Here is a 19330-nt window from a genome sequence, read left to right on the forward strand (position 1 = left end):
AGGTCTTGGACGGATCAATCGGCTGGCCGCCTATCAGCGCCTGCCGCAGCTCGCCCTGCTCCACCTTCAGCCTCACCCCGGCAAACTGGGCGAAGGCGCCGGCGCCCGGCGTCATCCTGGCAGCGGCTTTCAAGTAATCCAGCGCCTCGCTGCCCGGCAGATCGACATACACCAGCGTGCTGCCGAACGGGAATACCTTGAGCACGTCGCGGTAGCTGACGGGGCCGGCCGGCAGCGAATCGCGGATGCCGCCGGAATTGATCACCGCGAAGTCGGCCTTGGTCTTGTCCATCATGGCCATGCCGACGAACACGCCCAGATTGGTGGGGCGGCTGCGCACCACCGCGCGGTCGCCCTCCAGCTTGGCCGACAGCTCGCCCACCTTGACGCCCAGTTCCTGCTGGCCTTTATCCTGATAAGCCTTGAGGAAGGTCCGGAGCTTGCCGTCCTCCGGAATCAGCTCGGCATACGGCACTTTTACGGTCTTGCCATCCGCCGTGGCGACGGTTTTTTTCAGATTGACCGGAATCAGCTGGTACTTCACCAGCTTGAACTTGCCGTTGTTGAATTCGAAATCCGCGCGGCCCACATACTTGCCCCACTCGTGCGCCTGCACGATCCAGGCGCCGTTCTGGCGGTCCGGCGCGCAAGGTTGGCCCGGCACATAGGCGTCGTCGCGCACGTTTTCCGCCTTCATGCACACCGGGTTCTGGCTGTGGCCGCCGACGATCAGATCGATGCCCTTGACCGCGCGCGCCATCTCCACGTCGCCCGGCGCGTTGACGCCGTGCTGGCCGTCCGGATAGTGGCCCATATGGGTGGCGGCAATGACGATGTCGGCCTTCTGGCGCAATTCCGGCACCAGTTTGGCAGCCTCCGCGATCGGGCTCTTGAACTCGATGCCCTGGATTTGCGCCGGATTGACCATCTTGGCCGTATCGTCCGTGGTCAGGCCCAACACCGCAACCTTGACCCCGCCCAGATTGAAGATGGTGTAGGGGTCGAACATCCGGTGACCGTCCTGGTAGATATTGGCCGACAACATGGGGAAGCTCGCCCAGCCGCGCTGCTTCATCAGCACCGGCACCGGCTTGTCAAACTCGTGGTTGCCCACCGCCATCGCGTCGTAGCCGATGCGGCTCATCGCGCGGAAATCCGGCTCCGCGTCCTGCAGGTCGGACTCCGGCACGCCAGTGTTGACGTCGCCGCCGGACAACAACAAGGTGTAGCCGCCCTCCGCCTTCACCTCCGCGCGCACCTTATCCACCACAGTCTTCTGCGCCGCCAGGCCATACTCGCCGTCGGCGTTGGGCCAGAAGCGGCCGTGATGGTCGTTGGTGTGCAGGATGGTGATCTTGTAGGTTTTGTCGAGGTAGTTGTTCTTGCCAGGCGGCGTAGTGCAGGCGGTCAGCAGGCCAGCGGCCAGCAGCGACAGGGAAACGGACTTGAGCGCGATGTGCATTTTTTCTCCTTGTTCCGGACGGCCGGCACAGCCGCCTTTGCACGCAAAAATGGCGAACCCGAAGGTTCGCCATTGATGGATGGCCAAACAGCTTACTTCCAGCTGTCCTTCAGGCCCACGGTGCGGTTGAACACCGCCTTGACGCCGGGCTGGTGCTCGTAGCGGTCGGTCACGAAGTAACCCAAACGCTCGAACTGGAAGCGCGTTTCCGGCGCAGCCTGCAGCACCGAAGCCTCCACATAGGCCGGTACCAGCTTCAACGATTCCGGGTTCAGGAACTGGCGGAAGTCGACATATTCGCCATCCTCGCCGCGCACCGCATCGGGGCGCGACTCGGTGAACAGGCGATCATACCAGCGCACATCGGCCTGGATGGCGTGCTCGGCCGACACCCAGTGGATCACGCCCTTGACCTTGCGGCCTTCCGGATTCTTGCCCAGGGTATCGTGGTCGATCGAGCACTTCAGCTCGACGATCTCGCCATTGGCGTCCTTGACCACTTCCTCGCACTTGATCACGTAGGAGTAGCGCAGGCGCACTTCGCCGCCGGCGGTCAGGCGCTGCCACTTCGGCGGCGGCACTTCGGCGAAGTCGTCGCGCTCGATCCAGATCTCGCGCGCGATCGGCACGTCGCGCTCGCCGAACTCCGGATGATGCGGATGGAACGGCGCGCTGCGGCTGGCGGTGACGGCGGCGTCGTAGTTGGTCAGCGTCACTTTGATCGGATTGACCACGGCCATCACGCGCGGCGAGTCGTTTTCCAGCGTCTCGCGCACCGCGCCTTCCAGAATGGTCATGTCGATGATGTTTTCGCTCTTCGACACGCCGATGCGCTGGGCGAACAACTTGATGCCGGCCGGGCTGTAGCCACGGCGGCGCATGCCGGCGATGGTGGGCATGCGCGGATCGTCCCAGCCCGTCACCACGCCATCGTTCACCAGCGCCTGCAGCTTGCGCTTGGAAGTCAGCGCGTACAACAGCTCCAGACGCGAGAATTCGATCTGCTGCGGATGGTGATCGATGCTGATGTTGTCCAGCACCCAGTCGTACAGCGGGCGGTGGTCTTCGAACTCCAGCGAGCACAGCGAATGCGTGATGCCCTCGATGGCGTCGGAGATGCAATGGGTGTAGTCGTACATCGGGTAGATGCACCACTTGTCGCCTGTGCGGTGATGATGCACGCGGCGGATGCGGTAGATGGCCGGATCGCGCAGATTGATGTTGGGCGAAGCCATATCGATCTTCAGACGCAGCGTCTTGCTGCCGTCCGGGAATTCGCCATTGCGCATCCGGGTGAACAGATCCAGATTCTCTTCCGGCGTGCGGTCGCGGTACGGGCTATTCTTGCCCGGTTCGGTCAGGCTGCCGCGGTACTGGCGCATTTCCTCGGCGGACAGGTCGTCCACGTAGGCTTTGCCGGCCTGGATCAGTTCGACGGCGTAATCGTACAGACGGTCGAAATAGTCCGAAGCGAAACGGACTTCGCCGTTCCACTTGAAGCCCAGCCAGCTGATGTCTTGCTTGAACGCCTCGACGAACTCGTCCGACTCTTTCTCCGGATTGGTATCGTCCATGCGCAGATTGCACTGGCCCTGGTAATCCTCAGCCAGGCCGAAGTTGATGCAGATGGCCTTGGCGTGGCCGATGTGGGCGAAACCGTTCGGCTCCGGCGGGAAGCGCGTCACCACCGAGCTGCGGCGGCCCGTGGCCAAGTCCTCGTCGATGATGCTGCGAATGAAGTTGTTGACAACCGGCGCGTTGTTTTCCGTGCTCATGTTCTGGCTGTGGGTAAGGATAGCGAATCGGCCATTGTAACCGATTTTGGCGCAGGTTTTGGTATCAGGATGCGACAGCGAACGGCTTTGCCGCGGCTCGTCTGGAAAACCTGCTACGTCATCCCCAGGATACCTCCACCATCAAGCCTTTCCTGGCTAGCCTAGTCGCAGTTGCATGTGAATCTCGCCATGCGAATGGCCGTCCATCTATCATCACAGCTCCGCGCTCACAACCAAAAAGCTGAAAACCCATCAAAACATATAGATCATGCGCTCGCCGATTCTCGGCGTTAATCGAAAGACTCACAGACAATACCCCGGCGTTCCGTGCACGACATCCCGCCCCCGCAACAAGACGCGCGCCAGCACCTGGCCACGCACACAGGGATAGATCAAAAGATCCAATGTAGACCATAGACGGGAAACTCCGGGAACGAATACGCGGGCCGCCGCAAAGCGGCGTCGTGAGTCCGTTACTAGCCAACCTGTTCTCGCATTACACCTTTGATGGGTTACCCGCAATCTTAGTGGCGTACGGTTCTGTCGCTACGCCGAAGACGGGCTAGTCCACTGCCAGATTTTGGCGCAGGCCAAGTTGGCGCTGGATAAGAATGGCATGTTGCAAATGCTGACAGATCACAGCACCGAGTATCGTAGCAAACCGGAAACCTATGATTACCAGCGGTATCTGGCGATAAACGATATCTAGCATACCAAGACCAAGGGGCGACATCTGCAAACGAACGGCATCTGCGAACAGTTCCACAAAACGATTCTGCAAGAGTTTTACCAAATGGCGTTTCACGAGAAGTTGTATCTGACATCAATAAATTCTGGCCGATCTGGATGCTTTGTTGATTTACTACAATAACGGATACCCCCTTGAAGGCAAGATGTGCTGCGGTCCAACACCCGTGCAAACCATTGCCTATGGAAAACGGGAATAGCGAAGGAGTGAGAAGACAGACCGCTTGAATTGATCTGAACAGTCGGGCAGCGTCAAAATAGGAGGCTGTCAGATAAAGTCGGAACTTCTACAACTTCAGATACCAGCTTGCAGTTCGTCCATTTCTCCTTCCTGGGCCTGCTACTCAGAAGGTCGTAAACAGTCCCCTAGAACGAAGCGCCGGCGCGGGCGGCCTGATCGTATACGCCGGCCAGCAGGCGCATCAACTGGGCAATCTCGCCTATCGCCGGATTGGCCAAGCCGCCGTCGCTCAAGGTCGGCATCAGGCACTGCTCTCTCACCTGCCGATAGCGCTCGCATAGATCCTTGCCGCGCTCGGTGGTGGAGAACAACACCTCCTTGCCGCTCTTCTCGCTGGACACATACCCCATCTTCACCAGCTTCTTCAGGGCATACGCCACCACGTGCGTGTCTTCCATGTTCAGCACAAAACAGATGTCGGCCAGCTTCTTCTGCCGGCCGCGATGATTGACGTGGTGCACCAGCAGCACTTCGGTCGGGGTCATATCCTTCTCGCCCGCCGCCGCCATGCAGCGCACCATCCAGCGGTGGAAAGCGTTATTGACCACCGTCAGGCTGAATTCGAACTCCGATAGCTCCGGGCTGCGCTCGGAAACCAAGTGCTGCGAGGATACGATCTTCGGCAAAGCCATTGTCATTCCCATCTCTCCCTCATCGCGCCGAGCGCACTTTATTCATCATTTACAACAGTAAATTGACGAGAAGATATCAACATAGCAGCATTATATGCAGCTAAGGTGTACCTTACATCCTATTCCAAAATCATACACAATCCAAAGCCATGTCCGACGCCACTCCATCATCGCCCGTCATACACTGGCTAGGCAACCAGGCACTTACCTTGGAATTGCCGCCGCCCGCCACCCTGGACAGCCAGCGCCGCATCTGGCGCCTGGCCGAGCAACTGCGCGACTGGGACGAAATCCGCGAAGCCGTGCCCGGCATGAACAACCTGACCGTTGAGCTGCGGCCCGGCGCCAAGGCGGCCAGTTGGCCAGCGCGCCTGCGCAAATTGTGGCAGCAGGCCGATCCGGCAGCCCAGGGCGGCCGCGTGGTGGAAATTCCAGTGCATTACGGCGGCGACGCCGGGCCGGACCTGCAAGAGGTGGCCCGCCACTGCGGCCTTAGCTCGCGGCAAGTGGTCGCGCGCCATACCGCAGTGGAATACACGGTGTTCTTTCTCGGCTTCCAACCCGGCTTCGCCTACCTGGGCGGACTGGACCCGGTCCTGGCTACGCCGCGCCGCGCCACGCCGCGGCAGCAGGTGCCGGCTGGATCGGTGGCGATAGGCGGCAGCCAGACCGGCATTTATCCGGCGGACGCCCCGGGCGGCTGGCAAATCATAGGCCATAGCGACATGGTGCTGTTCGACCCCGCGCGGCAACCGCCCAGCGCGCTGCAACCGGGCGACATTGTCCGTTTCATCCCTGCGGAGGCCGCATGACGCTGGAAGCGATCAAGGCCGGGCCGCAAACCACGGTGCAGGATCTGGGCCGCTTCGGCGCGCGCCACCTAGGCGTGTGCCGCGCCGGCGCGATGGACACGCTGGCGCTGACCGTGGCCAACCGGTTGGTGGGCAACCCGGCCGGCGCCCCCGCGCTGGAAATCACGCTGCCGCCGGCCAGCTTTCGCCTGCTGCGCGACGGCATGCTGGCGCTGGCCGGCGCGGACTGCCAGGCGACGCTGGATGGCGAGCCGGTATGGCCCGGCTGGCGCACTCCCTTCCGCGCGGGACAGGTATTGCAATTGCACGCCCCGCGCATCGGCATGCGCGCCTACCTGGCGCTGGATGGCGGCATCGCGTTGCCGCCAGTCATGGGATCGACCAGCACCGATCTGATGGCGGGCTTCGGCGGGCTGGACGGCCGCGCCCTGCGCGATGGCGACCGGCTGCCCTTGGGCGCGCCGCTACCCATCCGACCGCGCAAAGGCGTGTGGCTGCCTCGCCCCGGCAATCAGATCCGCGTCTGCCACGGCCCGGAATTCGGCTTGCTGTCCAAATCCGCCCGCGAGCGGCTGTGGCATGCGCCCTGGCAGATCACGCCCAGCAGCAACCGCATGGGTTACCGCCTGTCCGGTCCGGCATTACAGTTGAACGCGCCCTTGGAGATGCCATCGCACGGCGTGCTGCCCGGCTTGATTCAGCTGCCGCCGGATGGCCAACCCATTGTGTTGATGGCGGACGCGCAGGCCACGGGCGGCTATCCGCGTCTGGGCATGGTGGCGTCGGCCGACCTGTGGCAACTTGGCCAGGCTAGGCTGGGCAGCCAGCTGCATTTCGTCGAAGTGAGTCTGGAGGAGGCCCGCTTGGCCGATCAGCAATTGCAACGCTACCTGAACAAGATCGAGAGACTGCTGAATGAAAATTGACCTGAACGCCGACCTGGGCGAAGGCTGCGGCAACGACGCCGCGCTTCTCGACTGCGTCAGCTCCGCCAATATCGCCTGCGGCTGGCACGCCGGCGATGCCGCCACCATGCAGGCCACCGTCAGGATGGCGCTGGAAAAAGGCGTGGCCATCGGCGCCCATCCCAGCTTTCCGGACCGCGACAACTTCGGTCGCAGCGAAATGCGGCTGCCTATGGCCACCCTGCGCGCCGGCCTGCTGTACCAGTTGGGCGCGCTGGAAGCCATCGTCAGAGCCGAAGGCGGCGAACTCGCCCACGTCAAACCGCACGGCGCGCTGTACAACCAGGCCGCGCGCGAGCCGGAGCTGGCGCAAACGCTGGCGCGCGCCATCCGCGACTTCCACCCGGGGCTGCGCGTCATGGGCCTGGCTGGCAGCCTGTTCGTCGAAGCCTGCCGCGCCGAAGGCCTGGCCGTATGGCAGGAAGGCTTCGCCGACCGCGGCTACCGCGCCGACGGCAGCCTGGTGCCCCGCGGCCAGCCCGGCGCGCTGCTGGACAGCGACGCGGCGATGCTCAAGCAAGTGGAGGACATGGTGCGGCGGCAACGCATCGTGGCCGTCAGCGGCGAAGCCGTATCCCTGCGCATCGACACCATCTGCCTGCACGGCGACGGCAGCCATGCCGTGCCGTTCGCGCGGCTGCTGCGCCGGCACCTGGAGCAAGCCGGCGTAGACATTACGGCCGGCTAACGATTTTTCACGCCAGCGCGGCGGCAAGACCGCGCGGCGTTATGCTCAAACCAAGGAGAAACCATGGATCAGGCTGTCAATTTGTGGCCGCTGCTAGGCATAGCAGTGGTCGTCATCGGCTTCGTGCTGCGCTTCAACTCGCTGCTGGTGGTATGCGCCGCCGGCATCGTCACCGGGCTGGCCGCCGGCATCCAGCCGCTACCGCTGCTGGCCGAGTTTGGCCACGGCTTCATGAAAACGCGCAATCTGACCATGATCGTGCTGTTGGTGCTGCCGGTGGTGGGGCTGATGGAACGGCATGGCCTGCGCGAACAGGCGCGCGAGCTGGTGCGCAAGATGCGCAACGCCACGGTCGGCCGCCTGCTGGTGGTCTATTTGCTGGTGCGCGAAATCTCCGCCGCGCTGGGTCTGACCGGCCTCGGCGGCCACCCGCAAATGGTGCGCCCCATCCTGGCGCCGATGACCGAGGGCGCCTGGGAGCAGCGCCACGGCGAACCGACGCCGGAACAAAGGGACAAGCTGCGCGCCATGAGCGCGGCCACCGATAACGTGGGGCTGTTCTTCGGCGAAGACATCTTCGTCGCGTTTGGCGCGGTGATCCTGATGCACACCTTCCTGCAGGAAAACGGCATTCCCACCGAACCGCTGCACATCGCGCTGTGGGGCATTCCCACCGCGCTGTTCGCCTTCCTGATCCATAGCGCCCGTCTGCTGCGCCTGGAACGCAATCTGCTGCGCCACGGCCTGCCCGCCGCCAAGCTGAAGGGAGAAAACGCATGATCCTGCACATCGAATACCTGTACTGGGTGGTCGGCGTGATACTGCTGGCCGTCGCAGGCTTCACGCTGACCGATCGGCAGCATCCGCGCCGCTACAGCAGCGCAGCGTTCTGGGGCCTGTTCGGCGCACTGTTTTTGGCCGGTGATCTGCTGCCGGCCGAGCTGTCCGGCGCCATGGTGTTGGCGATGGTGGCCATCGCCGGCTGCGGCCGCCTGGCGGGCGGCCAACATGCGCCGCTCGCCGCCGACCGGCTGCGGCAGAGCGTAAAGCGACTGGGCGGCAAGACTTTTCTGCCTTCGCTGCTGGTGCCGCTGCTGACCGTGCTGCTGAGCGTGGGGGCCAAGGACGTCAAGATCGCCGGCATGCCCTTGTTTGATCCCAAAAACACCACCCTGCTGGCGCTGGGCATCGCCTGCCTGGCGGCGCTGACTGCCGCCTGCTGGCTGGCGCGCGAAACCCCGGCGCAAGGCGTGCGCGAGACGCGCCGCCTGCTGGACTGCATGGGGTGGGCGGTGCTGCTGCCGCAGCTGCTGGCCCTGCTCGGCCTGCTATTCGCCGATGCCGGCGTGGGCAAGGCGGTGTCCCACGTCGCCACTAGCTACCTGCCGCTGGATCTACGCTGGGTGGCGGTGCTGGCCTATGTGCTGGGCATGGCGCTGTTCACCATGATCATGGGCAATGCCTTCGCCGCCTTCCCGGTGATGACCGCCGGCATAGGCATTCCGTTTCTGGTCAGCGGCCATCACGGCGACGCTGCAGTCATGGCCGCCATCGGCATGTTCTCCGGCTACTGCGGCACCCTAATGACGCCGATGGCAGCCAATTTCAACATCGTGCCGGCGGCGCTGCTGGAGCTGGAAGACAAGCATGCGGTGATCAAGGCTCAGGTGCCCACCGCGCTGGCGCTGCTGGCGGTCAACGCTGCGCTGCTGAACTGGCTGATGTTCCGTTAGGACCCGCAAAAGAGAAACGATATGAAAACCGTGCTATTGACCGGCTTCGAGCCGTTTGGCGGCGAAAGCGTCAACCCGTCGTGGGAGGCGGTGCGCCGCCTCGATGGCCAAGAGATTGCCGGCGCCCGCATCGCGGCCCGCCAGTTGCCCTGCGTATTCGGCGCGGCGCTGGAGGAACTGTGCCGCCATCTGGACGCCCTATCGCCCGAGCTGGCGATCGCGGTCGGCCAGGCCGGAGGACGGCCAGACATCAGCGTGGAGCGGGTGGCGATCAATGTCGACGACGCGCGCATCGCCGACAACGCCGGCAAGCAGCCGATAGACCAAGCCATTGCGGCAGACGGGCCGGCGGCGTATTTCTCCACGCTGCCGATCAAAGCCATCGTCGCCGGGCTGCGCGAAAACGGCATCCCCGCCTCGGTCTCGCAAACCGCCGGCACCTTCGTCTGCAATCACGTGATGTACGGCCTGCTGCACCGCGCGGGTCCGCGCGCCGGCTTCATCCATATCCCCTTTTTGCCGGAGCAGGCTGCGCGCCATCCCGGCCAGCCCAGCATGAAGCTGGAAGACTGTGTACAGGCGCTGCGGCTGGCAGTGGAGATCGCGCTGACGCAGCAGGAAGACGCGAAAATCGCCGGCGGCGCGACGCACTGAGCCGCCAAATACCAAGCCCGCCTGGCTTGCGCTAGGCGGGCTTGGCTTAAAGTGCGCGCGCTCACACGTCGTCGGTATCCGCCCAGCCCTGGCGATCGCCTTCATTGATCACCACGTCGCTCGGCGCGATCTCGCCGGCGCCCCACGGCTTGGCATCCGCCAGTTGCTGGTACAAGGGCGAAAAATCCGGCGCCGTGGCGTCGAACAGCTGCTTGAAGCTGTCGATGACGAAATAAGTCTTCTGGAATGTGTCGATGCGGTAGCGCGTGTTCATGATGCGCATCAGATCGAAGCCGACACGATTAGGGCTGGCGCTGTCCAGGCAGTAAATCGATTCCGACTTGCTGGACACGATGCCGGCGCCGTAAATGCGCATGCCGGCCGGCGTATTGATCAGGCCAAACTCCACCGTGTACCAGTACAGCCGCGCCAGCATGGGCAGCGCGCCCAGTTCCTTGGCCTTGATGCCGCCCTTGCCGTAAGCCTCTAGGTAATCGGCGAACACCGGATTGATCAGCAGCGGCACATGGCCGAACAGATCATGGAACACGTCCGGCTCCTGCAGATAGTCCAGCTGGTGCGGCTCGCGCAGCCACCAGGTGACCGGGAAGCGGCGGTTGGCCAGGTGCTCGAAGAATACGTCATCGGGAATCAGGCCCGGCACCGCCACGATCTTCCAGCCGGTGGCGGCCATCAGCTTCTCGTTCAGCTTTGCAAAATCCGGCACCCGGTCGTGGTCCACCTCCAGATCGCGCAACCCTTGCAGAAACTCCTCGCAGGCGCGGCCCGGCAACAGCTTGCTCTGCCGCTGATACAGCGTGGCCCAGGTGGCATGGTCTTCCGCGGTGTAGCGCTCCAGCGGCTGCGGCAGGGTGTAGTCGTTGGCGTCGTGGCTCAATCCGACATTTTTGCGGGTGGTGATGTCGGGCACCACAAAGTCGGCGCGGTCGTTCATGTCTGGGGCTCCGGATTGGATGGTTTACTCTAGTTTAGCCCCGCTGCCATGCGGCAAGTCCGCAAAATTTGCCTTAAAAACTTATTCTTTGCATACTTACCGCATTAAACGTCATAATTTGCTCAAAATGCGCAAAATTGAAATAGATCGCTTCGACATGCTGATCCTGCAGCAGCTGCAGCTGGATGCCCGCGCCACGCACCAGAAGCTGGCTCAGGCCATCCCGCTGTCGGCATCGCAGATCGGCCGCCGCATCCAGCGGATGGAGCAGGACGGCATCATTCAGGGTTATCAAGTGGCGCTGAATCCTGAGCATGTCGGCCTATCGGTAATGGCCTTCGCCAATGTCAGCCTGGAGCGCCACAACGAGGCCGCGCTGCTGGATTTCGCGCAGTCCATCCACGCGCTGCCGGAAGTGCTGGAGTGCTACGCCGCCGCCGGCGAGGCAGACTACCTGCTGCGCATCGTGGTTCCCGACCTGCCATCGCTGTCTTCTTTCGTGATGAACAAGCTGATGCAGCTGTCGCTGGTGCGCAGCGTCAAGTCCACCATCGTGCTGAATGCCATCAAGCAAACGATGAAGCTGCCGCTCTATCCGCCTTCCTGATCCTTTTGCCGAACCGGCCATGGTTTGCAGCGTCTATATCTGGCAGCGTAATGGCGCAATACAGCGCCATGAATATCCTTATACGTAAATCGACATAATGAATCGATTTAATATTACGGGAAAGCGCCGATAACAAGGCATGGCCCACAGGGCCGCGCCACGCTCAGTCATACAAGGAGAAGCAGATGCAAACCCGCGCCTTCGCCCCGCGTTCCTCCCTGGACACCCTTGCAGCCAGTCTCGCCGCATCCATCAGCCAACTTGCCATCGCAGACGCCCCGCTGAATCTGGAACAGATGCGCCGCTTCTATCATTCTCTAAGCCTATCCAATGCCGACCTCGCCCCCTTCCGCCAATTCGACGACACCCAGTACCGCCGCAATCGCATCTTTATCGACGAGCACTTCGAGCTGCTGCTGCTTTGCTGGCGACCAGGCCAACGCAGCCAGATCCACAATCACAAGGGCAGCCTGTGCGGCGTCAAGGTGCTGGAAGGCGTGGCGACCGAAACCGTGTTCGTCCAGAACCCATCCGGTCAAGTCTGCCCACGCGAAACGCGCGAAATGGCGGCAGGTAGCCTTGTCATCAACGGAGATCTGGACATTCATCAAGTCGCTAACCTGCATCCCAGCGGCACAGATTTGGTCACGCTGCATTTGTATTCGCCGCCGCTGAAGAAAATGGAATTGTTCGGTTTGGAGCCGCAGCAACAACGCGTCTTTCATGCCGCGGATTGCCTGGAATATCACATCTAAATAGTCTGGCCAGCGTTTTCTTCCGCCCGGCTGGCCAATCCTTCACAGCCCCCCGCCAATATGTTGGTCAATTAAAATATGGCCTGATAAAAACGGCGCTGCATGGGACGTTTTGCTGGACTCGACCCAGCCCCAAAACCCACGATCGAAAAGCCTGCGGCGGGATTCCTGGGCTGACACGCAAGCAAGCATAAAGTACTAACGCAAACTGTCGATATTCATCTTACCGGAGCCAAATAAAAAATAGCCGGCTATTTCGATAGCATTGCGGGCGCCGAGCGCTCGGCCTTCCAGGAGAGAAAAATGGAAACCTTGCGCCTATTCGAGCAATCCCGCCACCCGAGCGGATTGATTTACTGGCTGTCCTGCATGGCCCGTCTGAATCAGAAGCTGGGATTGGAACAAATACAGACATTTTTAGAGAATGCGCCGCTCAATCAGGAAGAGCTGCTGCCTTACTGGAAATTCAGCGGCAGCCATTACCACCGCAACCTGATATACGGCAATGAGCATTTCGAATTGCTATTGTTGTGCTGGCATCGCCAGCAGTCCAGCTCCATTCACAACCATCACGGCAGTCATTGCGGCGTCATGGTCATTCAAGGGACGGCGAGCGAGGAACGCTTCACCGCCACAGCGCAAGGCCAATTGATTTCCACGGAAACCAAAGATTTCAAAGCCGGCTCCATCTTGCTTAACCAAGCAAGAGACATCCATAAAATGTCGAATCAACAGCCAGAAGACTTGGTAACCCTGCACCTTTACTCGCCACCAATGCGGCGCATGGACTGCTATAACCTTGAGCGGGAAACGCCGCATTACGCTCCGCAACGAATCCAGCCGAGCATGGCGCATTGACGGCTTTTCCCAACGTTTTCAAATAAAAAAGGGCACGGCATAAGCCGTGCCCTTTTGTCTGATCATGCGGTTCCGGATCAGAAACGGTACTGCATCTGCACACCCAGCAGGTGGCCGCTGATCGAGGAGTAATCGCCCTGCAGACGGCTGGAGGTGCCGAACGGGCTATACGAAGTGTTGTCGATCTTGGTGTCGCCCACCGCGCGCAAATAGGCATAGCTCACGTCCACGCTGGCCTGCTTGCTGATCTGGTAGCCGGCGCCCAGGGTCAGCCACATGCGGTCGGCATCCGGAATCAGCACATTGCGGTGCTGCGGGTTCGGCACCGGCGTGGTTTCGTAGCCCAGGCCCGCGCGCAGGGTCAGCGCGTCGCTGTAGAAGTAATCGCCGCCCACCGAGAACAGCCAGCTGTTCTTCCAGTGGTTATTGATGGTGGTGGTGGTGTCGATCGGACCAATTTGAGGGCTGCCTTTGACCACCAGCTGGTCGAAGCGGCTCCAGCGCGTCCAGCGCGCGGTGGCGCCCACGGCAAACTTGCTGTTCAGCTTGCTGTAGCCGCTCAGCATCAGCCATTCCGGCGTGGTCACTTCGGCCGAACCCGAATACGTGCCATTGAGCAGGCCGCCCAGCGGCGCGGGGAAGCCGGCATTGGTGTAATCGCCCTTGGCGTCGTGATGGATCTTGGAGCGATACGACAAGCCGACGCGGGTATCGGCGCTATAGCTATACATCACGCCTAGGTTGTAGCCGAAGCCCCAGCTGTCGGCCTTGAGCTCGCCGCTGGCGCCGGGCAGATAGGCGCCCTGCTTCAGATCCGCCTTGGCATACTGGGCGGAAACGCCGCCGCCAAAGCTCCACTTGTCGTTCAGCTTGTAAGCCAGCGACGGATTGATATCCACCGTCATGATGCTGCTGGAGATGCCGTTGTCGCGGCCGCCCCAGTTGTCGCTATAGCTTGCGCCCAAGCCAAACGGCGTGGTCACGCCCAGGCCCAGGAACAGCTGGTCGTTGACCTGGTGGGTCAAGTAACCGTTCGGAATCACTTCGCCCGCGCCGCGGCCATTGTCGTTGGCAGACGTAGTCACGGTGGAAGGAGGCGTGCCCGGCAGATGGCTGACGCTGGTATTGCTGCCGCTGAACGGCGCGTCGATTTCCGCGTAGGTCAGGCCGCCTTGCACGCGCGTGCCGGACAGCAGGGTCATGCCGGCCGGGTTGTAGAACACGGCGGACAGGTCATCGCCGGCCACGCCGGCGCCGGCGTAGGCGCGGCCCATGCCGGTCACGCTCTGCTCGGTCAGTTGGAAACCGGCTGCATGGACCGCCGGGCTGGCGGCAAACAAGGAGCCAATGGCAATAGAGAGGAGTCGGACGGTATGCGAGGAAGATTGCATTGAGATCATGTTCCTGAAACGTTCTTCTTATTGGCCGGCAGAGCCGGACAAAGCGGCGCAAGCATGATAAATAGATAGCGCTTGCATCTTTTTAGGGCGTGGAGTCTAAACTCGAATCCCTATCGCGGCAAGGAAAAAACACAACTTCCTTAACGAAGATTAAGCGACTGCGCCGCCCCCGCCTCACGCCGCCGGCCTCAACCAGCCGCGCGCGCTGTGCTAGAATCACAGCCCGACTTTCTTGCCGACACGTCTCCCGACCATGAAGAAACTGATCTGCGGCCTGGCCGCATTCGCCCTGCCCGTTCTGGCCTTCGCCGCCCCGGTCGTCGAAATGGCCACCAACAAAGGCAATATCGAAATCACCCTGGATTCGGCCAAGGCGCCCAAGACCGTGGCCAATTTCGTCGCCTACGCCAAGGCCGGCCACTACAACGGCACGGTGTTCCACCGCGTGATCGACGGCTTCATGATCCAGGGCGGCGGCTTCGACACCAAGCTGAGCCAGAAACCCACCCGCGCGCCCATCGCCAATGAGGCGAGCAACGGCCTGAAGAACGATGTCGGCACCATCGCCATGGCGCGCACGGCTGACCCGAACTCCGCCACCGCGCAGTTCTTCATCAACGTCGCCAGCAACGACTTCCTCAATTACAAGTCGCCGACGCCGCAAGGCGCCGGCTACGCCGTGTTCGGCAAGGTCACCAAGGGCATGGATGTGGTCAATCGCATCGCCAAGACCCGCACCGGCAGCATGAACGGCATGGATGACGTTCCGTTCGAACCCATCGTCATCCAGAAAGTCACCATCAAACCGTAAGCCCGCCTTGCGCGGCTGCAACGCAAAGGAAAGCACAATGATCAAACTGACGACCAACCTCGGCGAAATCACCCTGGAACTGAACCATGAAATGGCGCCGAAAACCGCCGCCAACTTCGAGGAATACGTGAAGAGCGGCCACTACGACGGCACCATCTTCCACCGCGTGATCAATGGCTTCATGATCCAGGGCGGCGGATTCGACGCCGAGATGAACCAGAAGCCGACGCGCGACCCGATCCAGAACGAGGCCAACAACGGCCTGTCCAACAAGACCTACACCGTCGCCATGGCCCGCACCATGGACCCGCACTCGGCGTCGGCCCAGTTCTTCATCAATGTGTCCGACAACGACTTCCTGGACTTCAAGTCCGAGAGCACCCAAGGCTGGGGCTACGCCGTGTTCGGCCAAGTGGTGGCCGGCCAGGACGTAGTGGACCGCATCAAGACCGTCCGCACCGGCCGCACCGGCATGCACCAGGACGTGCCGGTGGAGCCGGTGGTGATCCAGAAGGCGGAAATCGTCTAAACCGTCCGCATCGAAAATCCAGCCGGGGCCCTGCCCCGGCTTTGTCTTGCTCCGGATAGCACAGCAGCCATGGCCATACATTTCATTTCCGACCTGCACCTCGCCGACGACACCCCGGCGCTCAACCAGCTGTTTCTGGACACGCTTGCCGCCTGGCGCGGCCGGATCGAGGCGCTGTACATCCTGGGCGACCTGTTCGAATACTGGGTAGGCGACGACGACGACTCGGCCTATCTGGAAGCGCCGCTGGCCGCGATGCGCGCGTTCGCCGCCCAAACGCCGTTATACGTGATGCGCGGCAACCGCGACTTCCTGCTGGGCGCCGGCTTCGAGCAACGCAGCGGCGCGGCCTTGCTGGACGATCCAACGCTGATGGAAGCCCACGGCCAGCGCATTCTGCTGTGCCACGGCGACGCGCTATGCACCGATGACGTCGCTTACCAGCAATTCCGCGCCGTCAGCCGCAACCCGCAATGGCAACAGGCCATGCTGGCCAGGCCGCTGGCGGAACGTCATGCCATCGCCCGGCAAGCGCGGCAGCAAAGCGAGATGAACAAGCAGCAGACCGGCCTGAGCGCCATTTCCGACGTCACGGAACAAGCAGTAGGCGAATTGCTGGCCGCCCATGACTGGCCGACACTGATCCACGGCCACACCCATCGCCCCGCCCACCACCGCCACGGCGCTTCCAGCCGCTGGGTGATCCGGGACTGGCATGGGGAAACCGGCGGCTACCTGGCGCTGGACGACGCCGGCATCCGCGCTCTCCCCCTCTAAGCCTTCCCGCCGGCGGCTTGCTCAAGCCGCCCAGCCCCCTCCGGCCTCATCAACCAAACCATGATTCTGGAAAATAAATTCCAACATACTTTTCCATCACCCCGTCGACAAAGCCTTACATTTCATTAACATATTCCCACATTTTTGTCAGAAACCCACTATTTCATTGATTATTTTTGCAAATCAACTCCACATAAAGACATATTTCTTTATTCTTTTTGTAATAGTTGTTTCTTGAAAATGAAATGACAATGAACTAGATTTGCCGCTTAAAAATAATTTCAAGGCGAAATAATCCACGCTGAGCAATTTGCCATAACCGAGTTCAATCACCCATACCGGTAACGATTCTTCTCGCCCATCGCAAGCCATCTCAGCCGGACACAGCCCCGCGCCAAAACCACGCTCAAGCAACCATTGCAGTGCTTGCTGTATTGACCCATGCCTCACGGCAGGACTTCGGCTGCGCTGAAAATACATTCCAATGAAAAATTGATTTCTCTACATTTCAGGAAATTCAATGAATAAGAAGACCTATATCCGCCCCTTGACTCTGGCCGTGCTCGCCGCGCTGGCCAGCCAGGCGGCGCTCGCCGAGGAGACCCAGCTGCAAACCGTCACCATCACCGGTGCCGGCGACAAGCTGGGAGTGGGATTGCTGCAACAACAGGAAGGCACGCGCGCGCGCAGCGATGTCAACAAGGCCGCGCTGGAGAAGCAAAGCCCCACCTCCAACATCTACCAGGGCATCAATATGCTGCCCGGCGTCAACGCCTCCAGCCAGGACAACACCGGCATGTTCGGCGGCGCGCTGACCATCCGCGGCTTCAACTCGGACCAGATCGGCGTCACCATCAACGGCGTGCCAGTCAATGACTCCGGCAGCTATTCGGTCTACCCGCAGGAATTCGTCGATATCGAAAACCTGTGCCAGGGTTCGGTGACCCAGGGCTCAAGCGACACCGACGCGCCGCACATGGGCGCCAGCGGCGGCAATATGAGCTTCGTCACCTGCGATCCGGAGAAAGAGCGCCGCGTGCGCTTCGCCCAAACCTTGGGCAGCAACAGCCTGCAACGCACTTATGTGCGCGGCGACACCGGCTTGTTCGCCGATGGCAAAGCTCGCGCCTTCGCCAGTTATTCGCACAGCGAGACCGATAAGTGGAAAGGCGCAGGCGGCATGAAGCGCGACCACGTCGACACCGGCATCCGCTACGACTTCAGCGGCGGCTACATCAACGCGTCCGTGCTGTACAACCGCCAGATAGGCAACGCCTTCGGCACGCCGACGCTGCAGCAGTTGCAGCAAACCGGCTACGGTTATGACTACGCTACACAGTTCATCCCTGGCCACTTGCCACCGCAATACGGCACCGCGCAGAAGGAAACCGGTCCGACCCCCGCCTACTATCAGCTGCAGCAGAACCCGTTCGAAAACGTCATCGCCAAGGTCGATGCCGTGCTGAAGCTTGGCCCGGATACCCGCATCAAGATCCAGCCGTACTTCTGGTATGGCTATGGCGGCGCCACCAGCCAGCAGACGCAGTCTGAAAGCGCCTTCCTGAACAAGGCCACCCACACCGACACCGCCGCCAAGGATCTGAACGGCGATGGCGACACCCTGGACACCATCGTGGTCAACGGCAGCAGCATGACGCGCACCCGCCGTCCGGGCATCACCGTCACCATGGAGCAGAGCTGGGGCAACCACCTGTTGCAGGCTGGCGTATGGTATGAACGCGCCCAGCACATCCAGACCGGTCCGGAAACCCTGACCAACGCCGATGGCTCCCCGCAAGACGTCTGGATGCAGTCCAATCTGATCACCCGGCCGGATGGCAGCGTATATCAGTACCGCGACTGGGATACCGTCAGCACCTCCACCCAGCTGTTCGCCATCGGCACCTTCAACTTCCTGGATGACCGCCTGGCCGTCAACGCCGGCCTGCGCACGCCGCAGATCAAGCGCGATTTCACCAACCACGCCAACGACGGCTGCGGCAACTCCAGCAAAACCTGCGCCGCCGCCTATGACTACGAAATCACCAAGACTTATCGAGAAACGCTGCCTAGCTTCGGCGCGCGCTATTACCTGACGCCCAAGCAACAGGTATTCTTCAACGTCACCAAGAACTACCGCGCCGTCCCCAACTATGCCTACAGCAGCAGCAACGGCAATGTGCAAGTGGTGAATGGCCAGGTAGTGCTGACAACGGACGTGGTGCCGGAAACCTCGGTCAACACGGACCTGGGCTATCGCCTGGAGGGCGACTTCCTGACGTTGAGCGGCTCGCTGTTCAATGTGGACTTCAGCAACCGCCAGGCCAACTCCTATGACCCGGTCACACTGAAATCCGTCAACATCAACGCGGGCGGCGTGCACACCTGGGGCGGAGAACTAGAACTAGGCACGGTGCCGGTCAAAGGATGGAGCGCTTACGCCTCGTTCACCAGCAACCACAGCGAAATTCAGAGCAATCTGAACTGGAAGGACGCTTCGGGCAACAACACGGTTCTGCAGACCCAGGGCAACGACTTCCCGATGACCCCGCGCTGGATGGCCGCGCTGTCGCTGCAATACGCGCCGGGCGCCTGGTATGTCCGCACCGACGTCAAGCACACCGGCAAGCAGTTCGCCACGCTAGTCAACGACGAAGTGGTGCCGGAATACACCACGGTGGACCTGGACGCCGGCTATCGCTTCGGCAATATGGGCGTGCTGAAGAACCCGACGCTCAAGCTGAACGTCAGCAATATGTTCAACACCAGCTACCGCATCCCGACCTCATCCAAGGTCAATGCGGCGGACACGGTGCGCTACAACCTGGGCGCGCCGCGCAGCGCAGCGGTCACCCTGCAGGTCGATCTGTAAACCTGCTCTGCCAGCAAAGCCAAGGCCGGGATCGCTCCCGGCCTTTTTGCTGGCTAG

At 61.6% G+C, this 19330-nt stretch carries 19 protein-coding genes and 1 pseudogene; 14 read left to right on the top strand and 6 right to left on the bottom strand.

All coding sequences use genetic code 11. From position 1 onward, the window contains the following. A partial coding sequence (gene ushA, locus JHD59_RS17220) for a bifunctional UDP-sugar hydrolase/5'-nucleotidase UshA (protein WP_199155135.1) occupies window positions 1-1462 on the bottom strand: 1462 nt, incomplete at its 3' end. A 92-nt stretch (window positions 1463-1554) separates the two neighbouring features. After that, window positions 1555-3237 (bottom strand): glutamine--tRNA ligase/YqeY domain fusion protein, encoded by a 1683-nt coding sequence (locus JHD59_RS17225; protein WP_103319346.1) that lies wholly within the window; start codon window positions 3235-3237, stop codon window positions 1555-1557. A 616-nt stretch (window positions 3238-3853) separates the two neighbouring features. Here JHD59_RS17225 and JHD59_RS22840 point away from each other — a divergent pair. Beyond that, a pseudogene (locus JHD59_RS22840) lies at window positions 3854-4184 on the top strand (IS481 family transposase); the annotation flags it as partial. Window positions 4185-4350: 166 nt separating this feature from the next. Here the strand turns inward: JHD59_RS22840 and JHD59_RS17235 are convergent. Beyond that, window positions 4351-4863, bottom strand: coding sequence for a winged helix DNA-binding protein (locus tag JHD59_RS17235; protein ID WP_233164337.1), 513 nt, complete (start codon window positions 4861-4863; stop codon window positions 4351-4353). 143 nt (window positions 4864-5006) lie between these two features. On the opposite strand from JHD59_RS17235, the gene pxpB reads away from it, so the two are divergent. From pxpB to pcp, 6 genes are all read left to right on the top strand, one after another. Further along, window positions 5007-5669 (top strand): 5-oxoprolinase subunit PxpB, encoded by a 663-nt coding sequence (gene pxpB / locus JHD59_RS17240; protein WP_103321973.1) that lies wholly within the window; start codon window positions 5007-5009, stop codon window positions 5667-5669. After that, a complete protein-coding gene (locus JHD59_RS17245) occupies window positions 5666-6595 on the top strand; it encodes a biotin-dependent carboxyltransferase family protein (protein WP_199155137.1) in 930 nt (309 codons plus the stop codon). The genes pxpB and JHD59_RS17245 overlap by 4 nt, the downstream gene beginning before the upstream one ends. Beyond that, on the top strand, window positions 6585-7322 hold the full coding sequence (gene pxpA / locus JHD59_RS17250; protein WP_199155138.1) for a 5-oxoprolinase subunit PxpA: 738 nt from the start codon (window positions 6585-6587) through the stop codon (window positions 7320-7322). The genes JHD59_RS17245 and pxpA overlap by 11 nt, the downstream gene beginning before the upstream one ends. 63 nt (window positions 7323-7385) lie before the next feature. Next, complete coding sequence (locus JHD59_RS17255) at window positions 7386-8102, top strand: DUF969 domain-containing protein (protein ID WP_199155139.1); 717 nt, start codon at window positions 7386-7388, stop codon at window positions 8100-8102. Beyond that, complete coding sequence (locus JHD59_RS17260; protein ID WP_199155140.1) at window positions 8099-9055, top strand: DUF979 domain-containing protein; 957 nt, start codon at window positions 8099-8101, stop codon at window positions 9053-9055. The genes JHD59_RS17255 and JHD59_RS17260 overlap by 4 nt, the downstream gene beginning before the upstream one ends. 21 nt (window positions 9056-9076) lie before the next feature. After that, the gene (gene pcp, locus JHD59_RS17265) at window positions 9077-9709 is read left to right on the top strand and encodes a pyroglutamyl-peptidase I (protein ID WP_199155141.1); all 633 of its coding nucleotides are present in this window, start codon (window positions 9077-9079) and stop codon (window positions 9707-9709) included. A 61-nt stretch (window positions 9710-9770) separates the two neighbouring features. Here pcp and phhA read toward each other — a convergent pair whose 3' ends face one another. Beyond that, the gene (gene phhA / locus JHD59_RS17270; protein WP_103321979.1) at window positions 9771-10664 is read right to left on the bottom strand and encodes a phenylalanine 4-monooxygenase; all 894 of its coding nucleotides are present in this window, start codon (window positions 10662-10664) and stop codon (window positions 9771-9773) included. Window positions 10665-10791: 127 nt separating this feature from the next. Between phhA and JHD59_RS17275 the strand changes: the two genes are divergently transcribed. From JHD59_RS17275 to JHD59_RS17285, 3 genes are all read left to right on the top strand, one after another. Beyond that, entirely contained in the window at window positions 10792-11271 is a 480-nt protein-coding gene (locus JHD59_RS17275) for an Lrp/AsnC family transcriptional regulator (protein ID WP_199155142.1), read from the top strand. Between the two features lie 185 nt (window positions 11272-11456). Beyond that, the gene (locus tag JHD59_RS17280; protein WP_199155143.1) at window positions 11457-12026 is read left to right on the top strand and encodes a cysteine dioxygenase family protein; all 570 of its coding nucleotides are present in this window, start codon (window positions 11457-11459) and stop codon (window positions 12024-12026) included. 303 nt (window positions 12027-12329) lie between these two features. Beyond that, on the top strand, window positions 12330-12884 hold the full coding sequence (locus JHD59_RS17285; protein ID WP_199155144.1) for a cysteine dioxygenase family protein: 555 nt from the start codon (window positions 12330-12332) through the stop codon (window positions 12882-12884). 77 nt (window positions 12885-12961) lie between these two features. Here JHD59_RS17285 and JHD59_RS17290 read toward each other — a convergent pair whose 3' ends face one another. Next, the gene (locus tag JHD59_RS17290; protein ID WP_199155145.1) at window positions 12962-14275 is read right to left on the bottom strand and encodes an OmpP1/FadL family transporter; all 1314 of its coding nucleotides are present in this window, start codon (window positions 14273-14275) and stop codon (window positions 12962-12964) included. Between the two features lie 262 nt (window positions 14276-14537). Here JHD59_RS17290 and JHD59_RS17295 point away from each other — a divergent pair, with 262 nt between their 5' ends. The 3 genes from JHD59_RS17295 (at window position 14538) to JHD59_RS17305 (ending at window position 16401) form a co-directional block, all read left to right on the top strand. Next, window positions 14538-15095: a peptidylprolyl isomerase gene (locus JHD59_RS17295; RefSeq protein WP_103321984.1), complete on the top strand. Its 558-nt coding sequence runs from the start codon at window positions 14538-14540 to the stop codon at window positions 15093-15095. Between the two features lie 37 nt (window positions 15096-15132). Continuing rightward, complete coding sequence (locus tag JHD59_RS17300) at window positions 15133-15624, top strand: peptidylprolyl isomerase (protein ID WP_103321985.1); 492 nt, start codon at window positions 15133-15135, stop codon at window positions 15622-15624. A 69-nt stretch (window positions 15625-15693) separates the two neighbouring features. Then, window positions 15694-16401 (top strand): UDP-2,3-diacylglucosamine diphosphatase, encoded by a 708-nt coding sequence (locus tag JHD59_RS17305; RefSeq protein ID WP_199155146.1) that lies wholly within the window; start codon window positions 15694-15696, stop codon window positions 16399-16401. A gap of 183 nt (window positions 16402-16584) precedes the next feature. Here JHD59_RS17305 and JHD59_RS17310 read toward each other — a convergent pair whose 3' ends face one another. Then, window positions 16585-16851 (bottom strand): hypothetical protein, encoded by a 267-nt coding sequence (locus JHD59_RS17310; RefSeq protein ID WP_199155147.1) that lies wholly within the window; start codon window positions 16849-16851, stop codon window positions 16585-16587. A gap of 70 nt (window positions 16852-16921) precedes the next feature. Between JHD59_RS17310 and JHD59_RS17315 the strand changes: the two genes are divergently transcribed. Further along, on the top strand, window positions 16922-19273 hold the full coding sequence (locus JHD59_RS17315) for a TonB-dependent receptor (protein WP_199155148.1): 2352 nt from the start codon (window positions 16922-16924) through the stop codon (window positions 19271-19273). Window positions 19274-19330 lie beyond the last annotated feature (57 nt).

Origin of the sequence: Chromobacterium sp. ASV23 (assembly GCF_016428945.1) — a bacterium.
Taxonomy (GTDB): Bacteria; Pseudomonadota; Gammaproteobacteria; order Burkholderiales; family Chromobacteriaceae; genus Chromobacterium; species Chromobacterium sinusclupearum.

Coding starts and splice junctions, on each gene's coding strand:
- JHD59_RS17300 (WP_103321985.1), top strand. CDS start 15,133: ATGATCAAACTGACGACCAACCTCGGCGAAATCACCCTGGAACTGAAC.
- JHD59_RS17285 (WP_199155144.1), top strand. CDS start 12,330: ATGGAAACCTTGCGCCTATTCGAGCAATCCCGCCACCCGAGCGGATTG.
- JHD59_RS17275 (WP_199155142.1), top strand. CDS start 10,792: ATGCGCAAAATTGAAATAGATCGCTTCGACATGCTGATCCTGCAGCAG.
- phhA (WP_103321979.1), bottom strand. CDS start 10,664: ATGAACGACCGCGCCGACTTTGTGGTGCCCGACATCACCACCCGCAAA.
- JHD59_RS17295 (WP_103321984.1), top strand. CDS start 14,538: ATGAAGAAACTGATCTGCGGCCTGGCCGCATTCGCCCTGCCCGTTCTG.
- JHD59_RS17260 (WP_199155140.1), top strand. CDS start 8,099: ATGATCCTGCACATCGAATACCTGTACTGGGTGGTCGGCGTGATACTG.
- JHD59_RS17245 (WP_199155137.1), top strand. CDS start 5,666: ATGACGCTGGAAGCGATCAAGGCCGGGCCGCAAACCACGGTGCAGGAT.
- JHD59_RS17280 (WP_199155143.1), top strand. CDS start 11,457: ATGCAAACCCGCGCCTTCGCCCCGCGTTCCTCCCTGGACACCCTTGCA.
- JHD59_RS17305 (WP_199155146.1), top strand. CDS start 15,694: ATGGCCATACATTTCATTTCCGACCTGCACCTCGCCGACGACACCCCG.
- pxpB (WP_103321973.1), top strand. CDS start 5,007: ATGTCCGACGCCACTCCATCATCGCCCGTCATACACTGGCTAGGCAAC.
- JHD59_RS17235 (WP_233164337.1), bottom strand. CDS start 4,863: ATGACAATGGCTTTGCCGAAGATCGTATCCTCGCAGCACTTGGTTTCC.
- pcp (WP_199155141.1), top strand. CDS start 9,077: ATGAAAACCGTGCTATTGACCGGCTTCGAGCCGTTTGGCGGCGAAAGC.
- JHD59_RS17315 (WP_199155148.1), top strand. CDS start 16,922: ATGAATAAGAAGACCTATATCCGCCCCTTGACTCTGGCCGTGCTCGCC.
- JHD59_RS17225 (WP_103319346.1), bottom strand. CDS start 3,237: ATGAGCACGGAAAACAACGCGCCGGTTGTCAACAACTTCATTCGCAGC.
- JHD59_RS17255 (WP_199155139.1), top strand. CDS start 7,386: ATGGATCAGGCTGTCAATTTGTGGCCGCTGCTAGGCATAGCAGTGGTC.
- JHD59_RS17290 (WP_199155145.1), bottom strand. CDS start 14,275: ATGCAATCTTCCTCGCATACCGTCCGACTCCTCTCTATTGCCATTGGC.
- pxpA (WP_199155138.1), top strand. CDS start 6,585: ATGAAAATTGACCTGAACGCCGACCTGGGCGAAGGCTGCGGCAACGAC.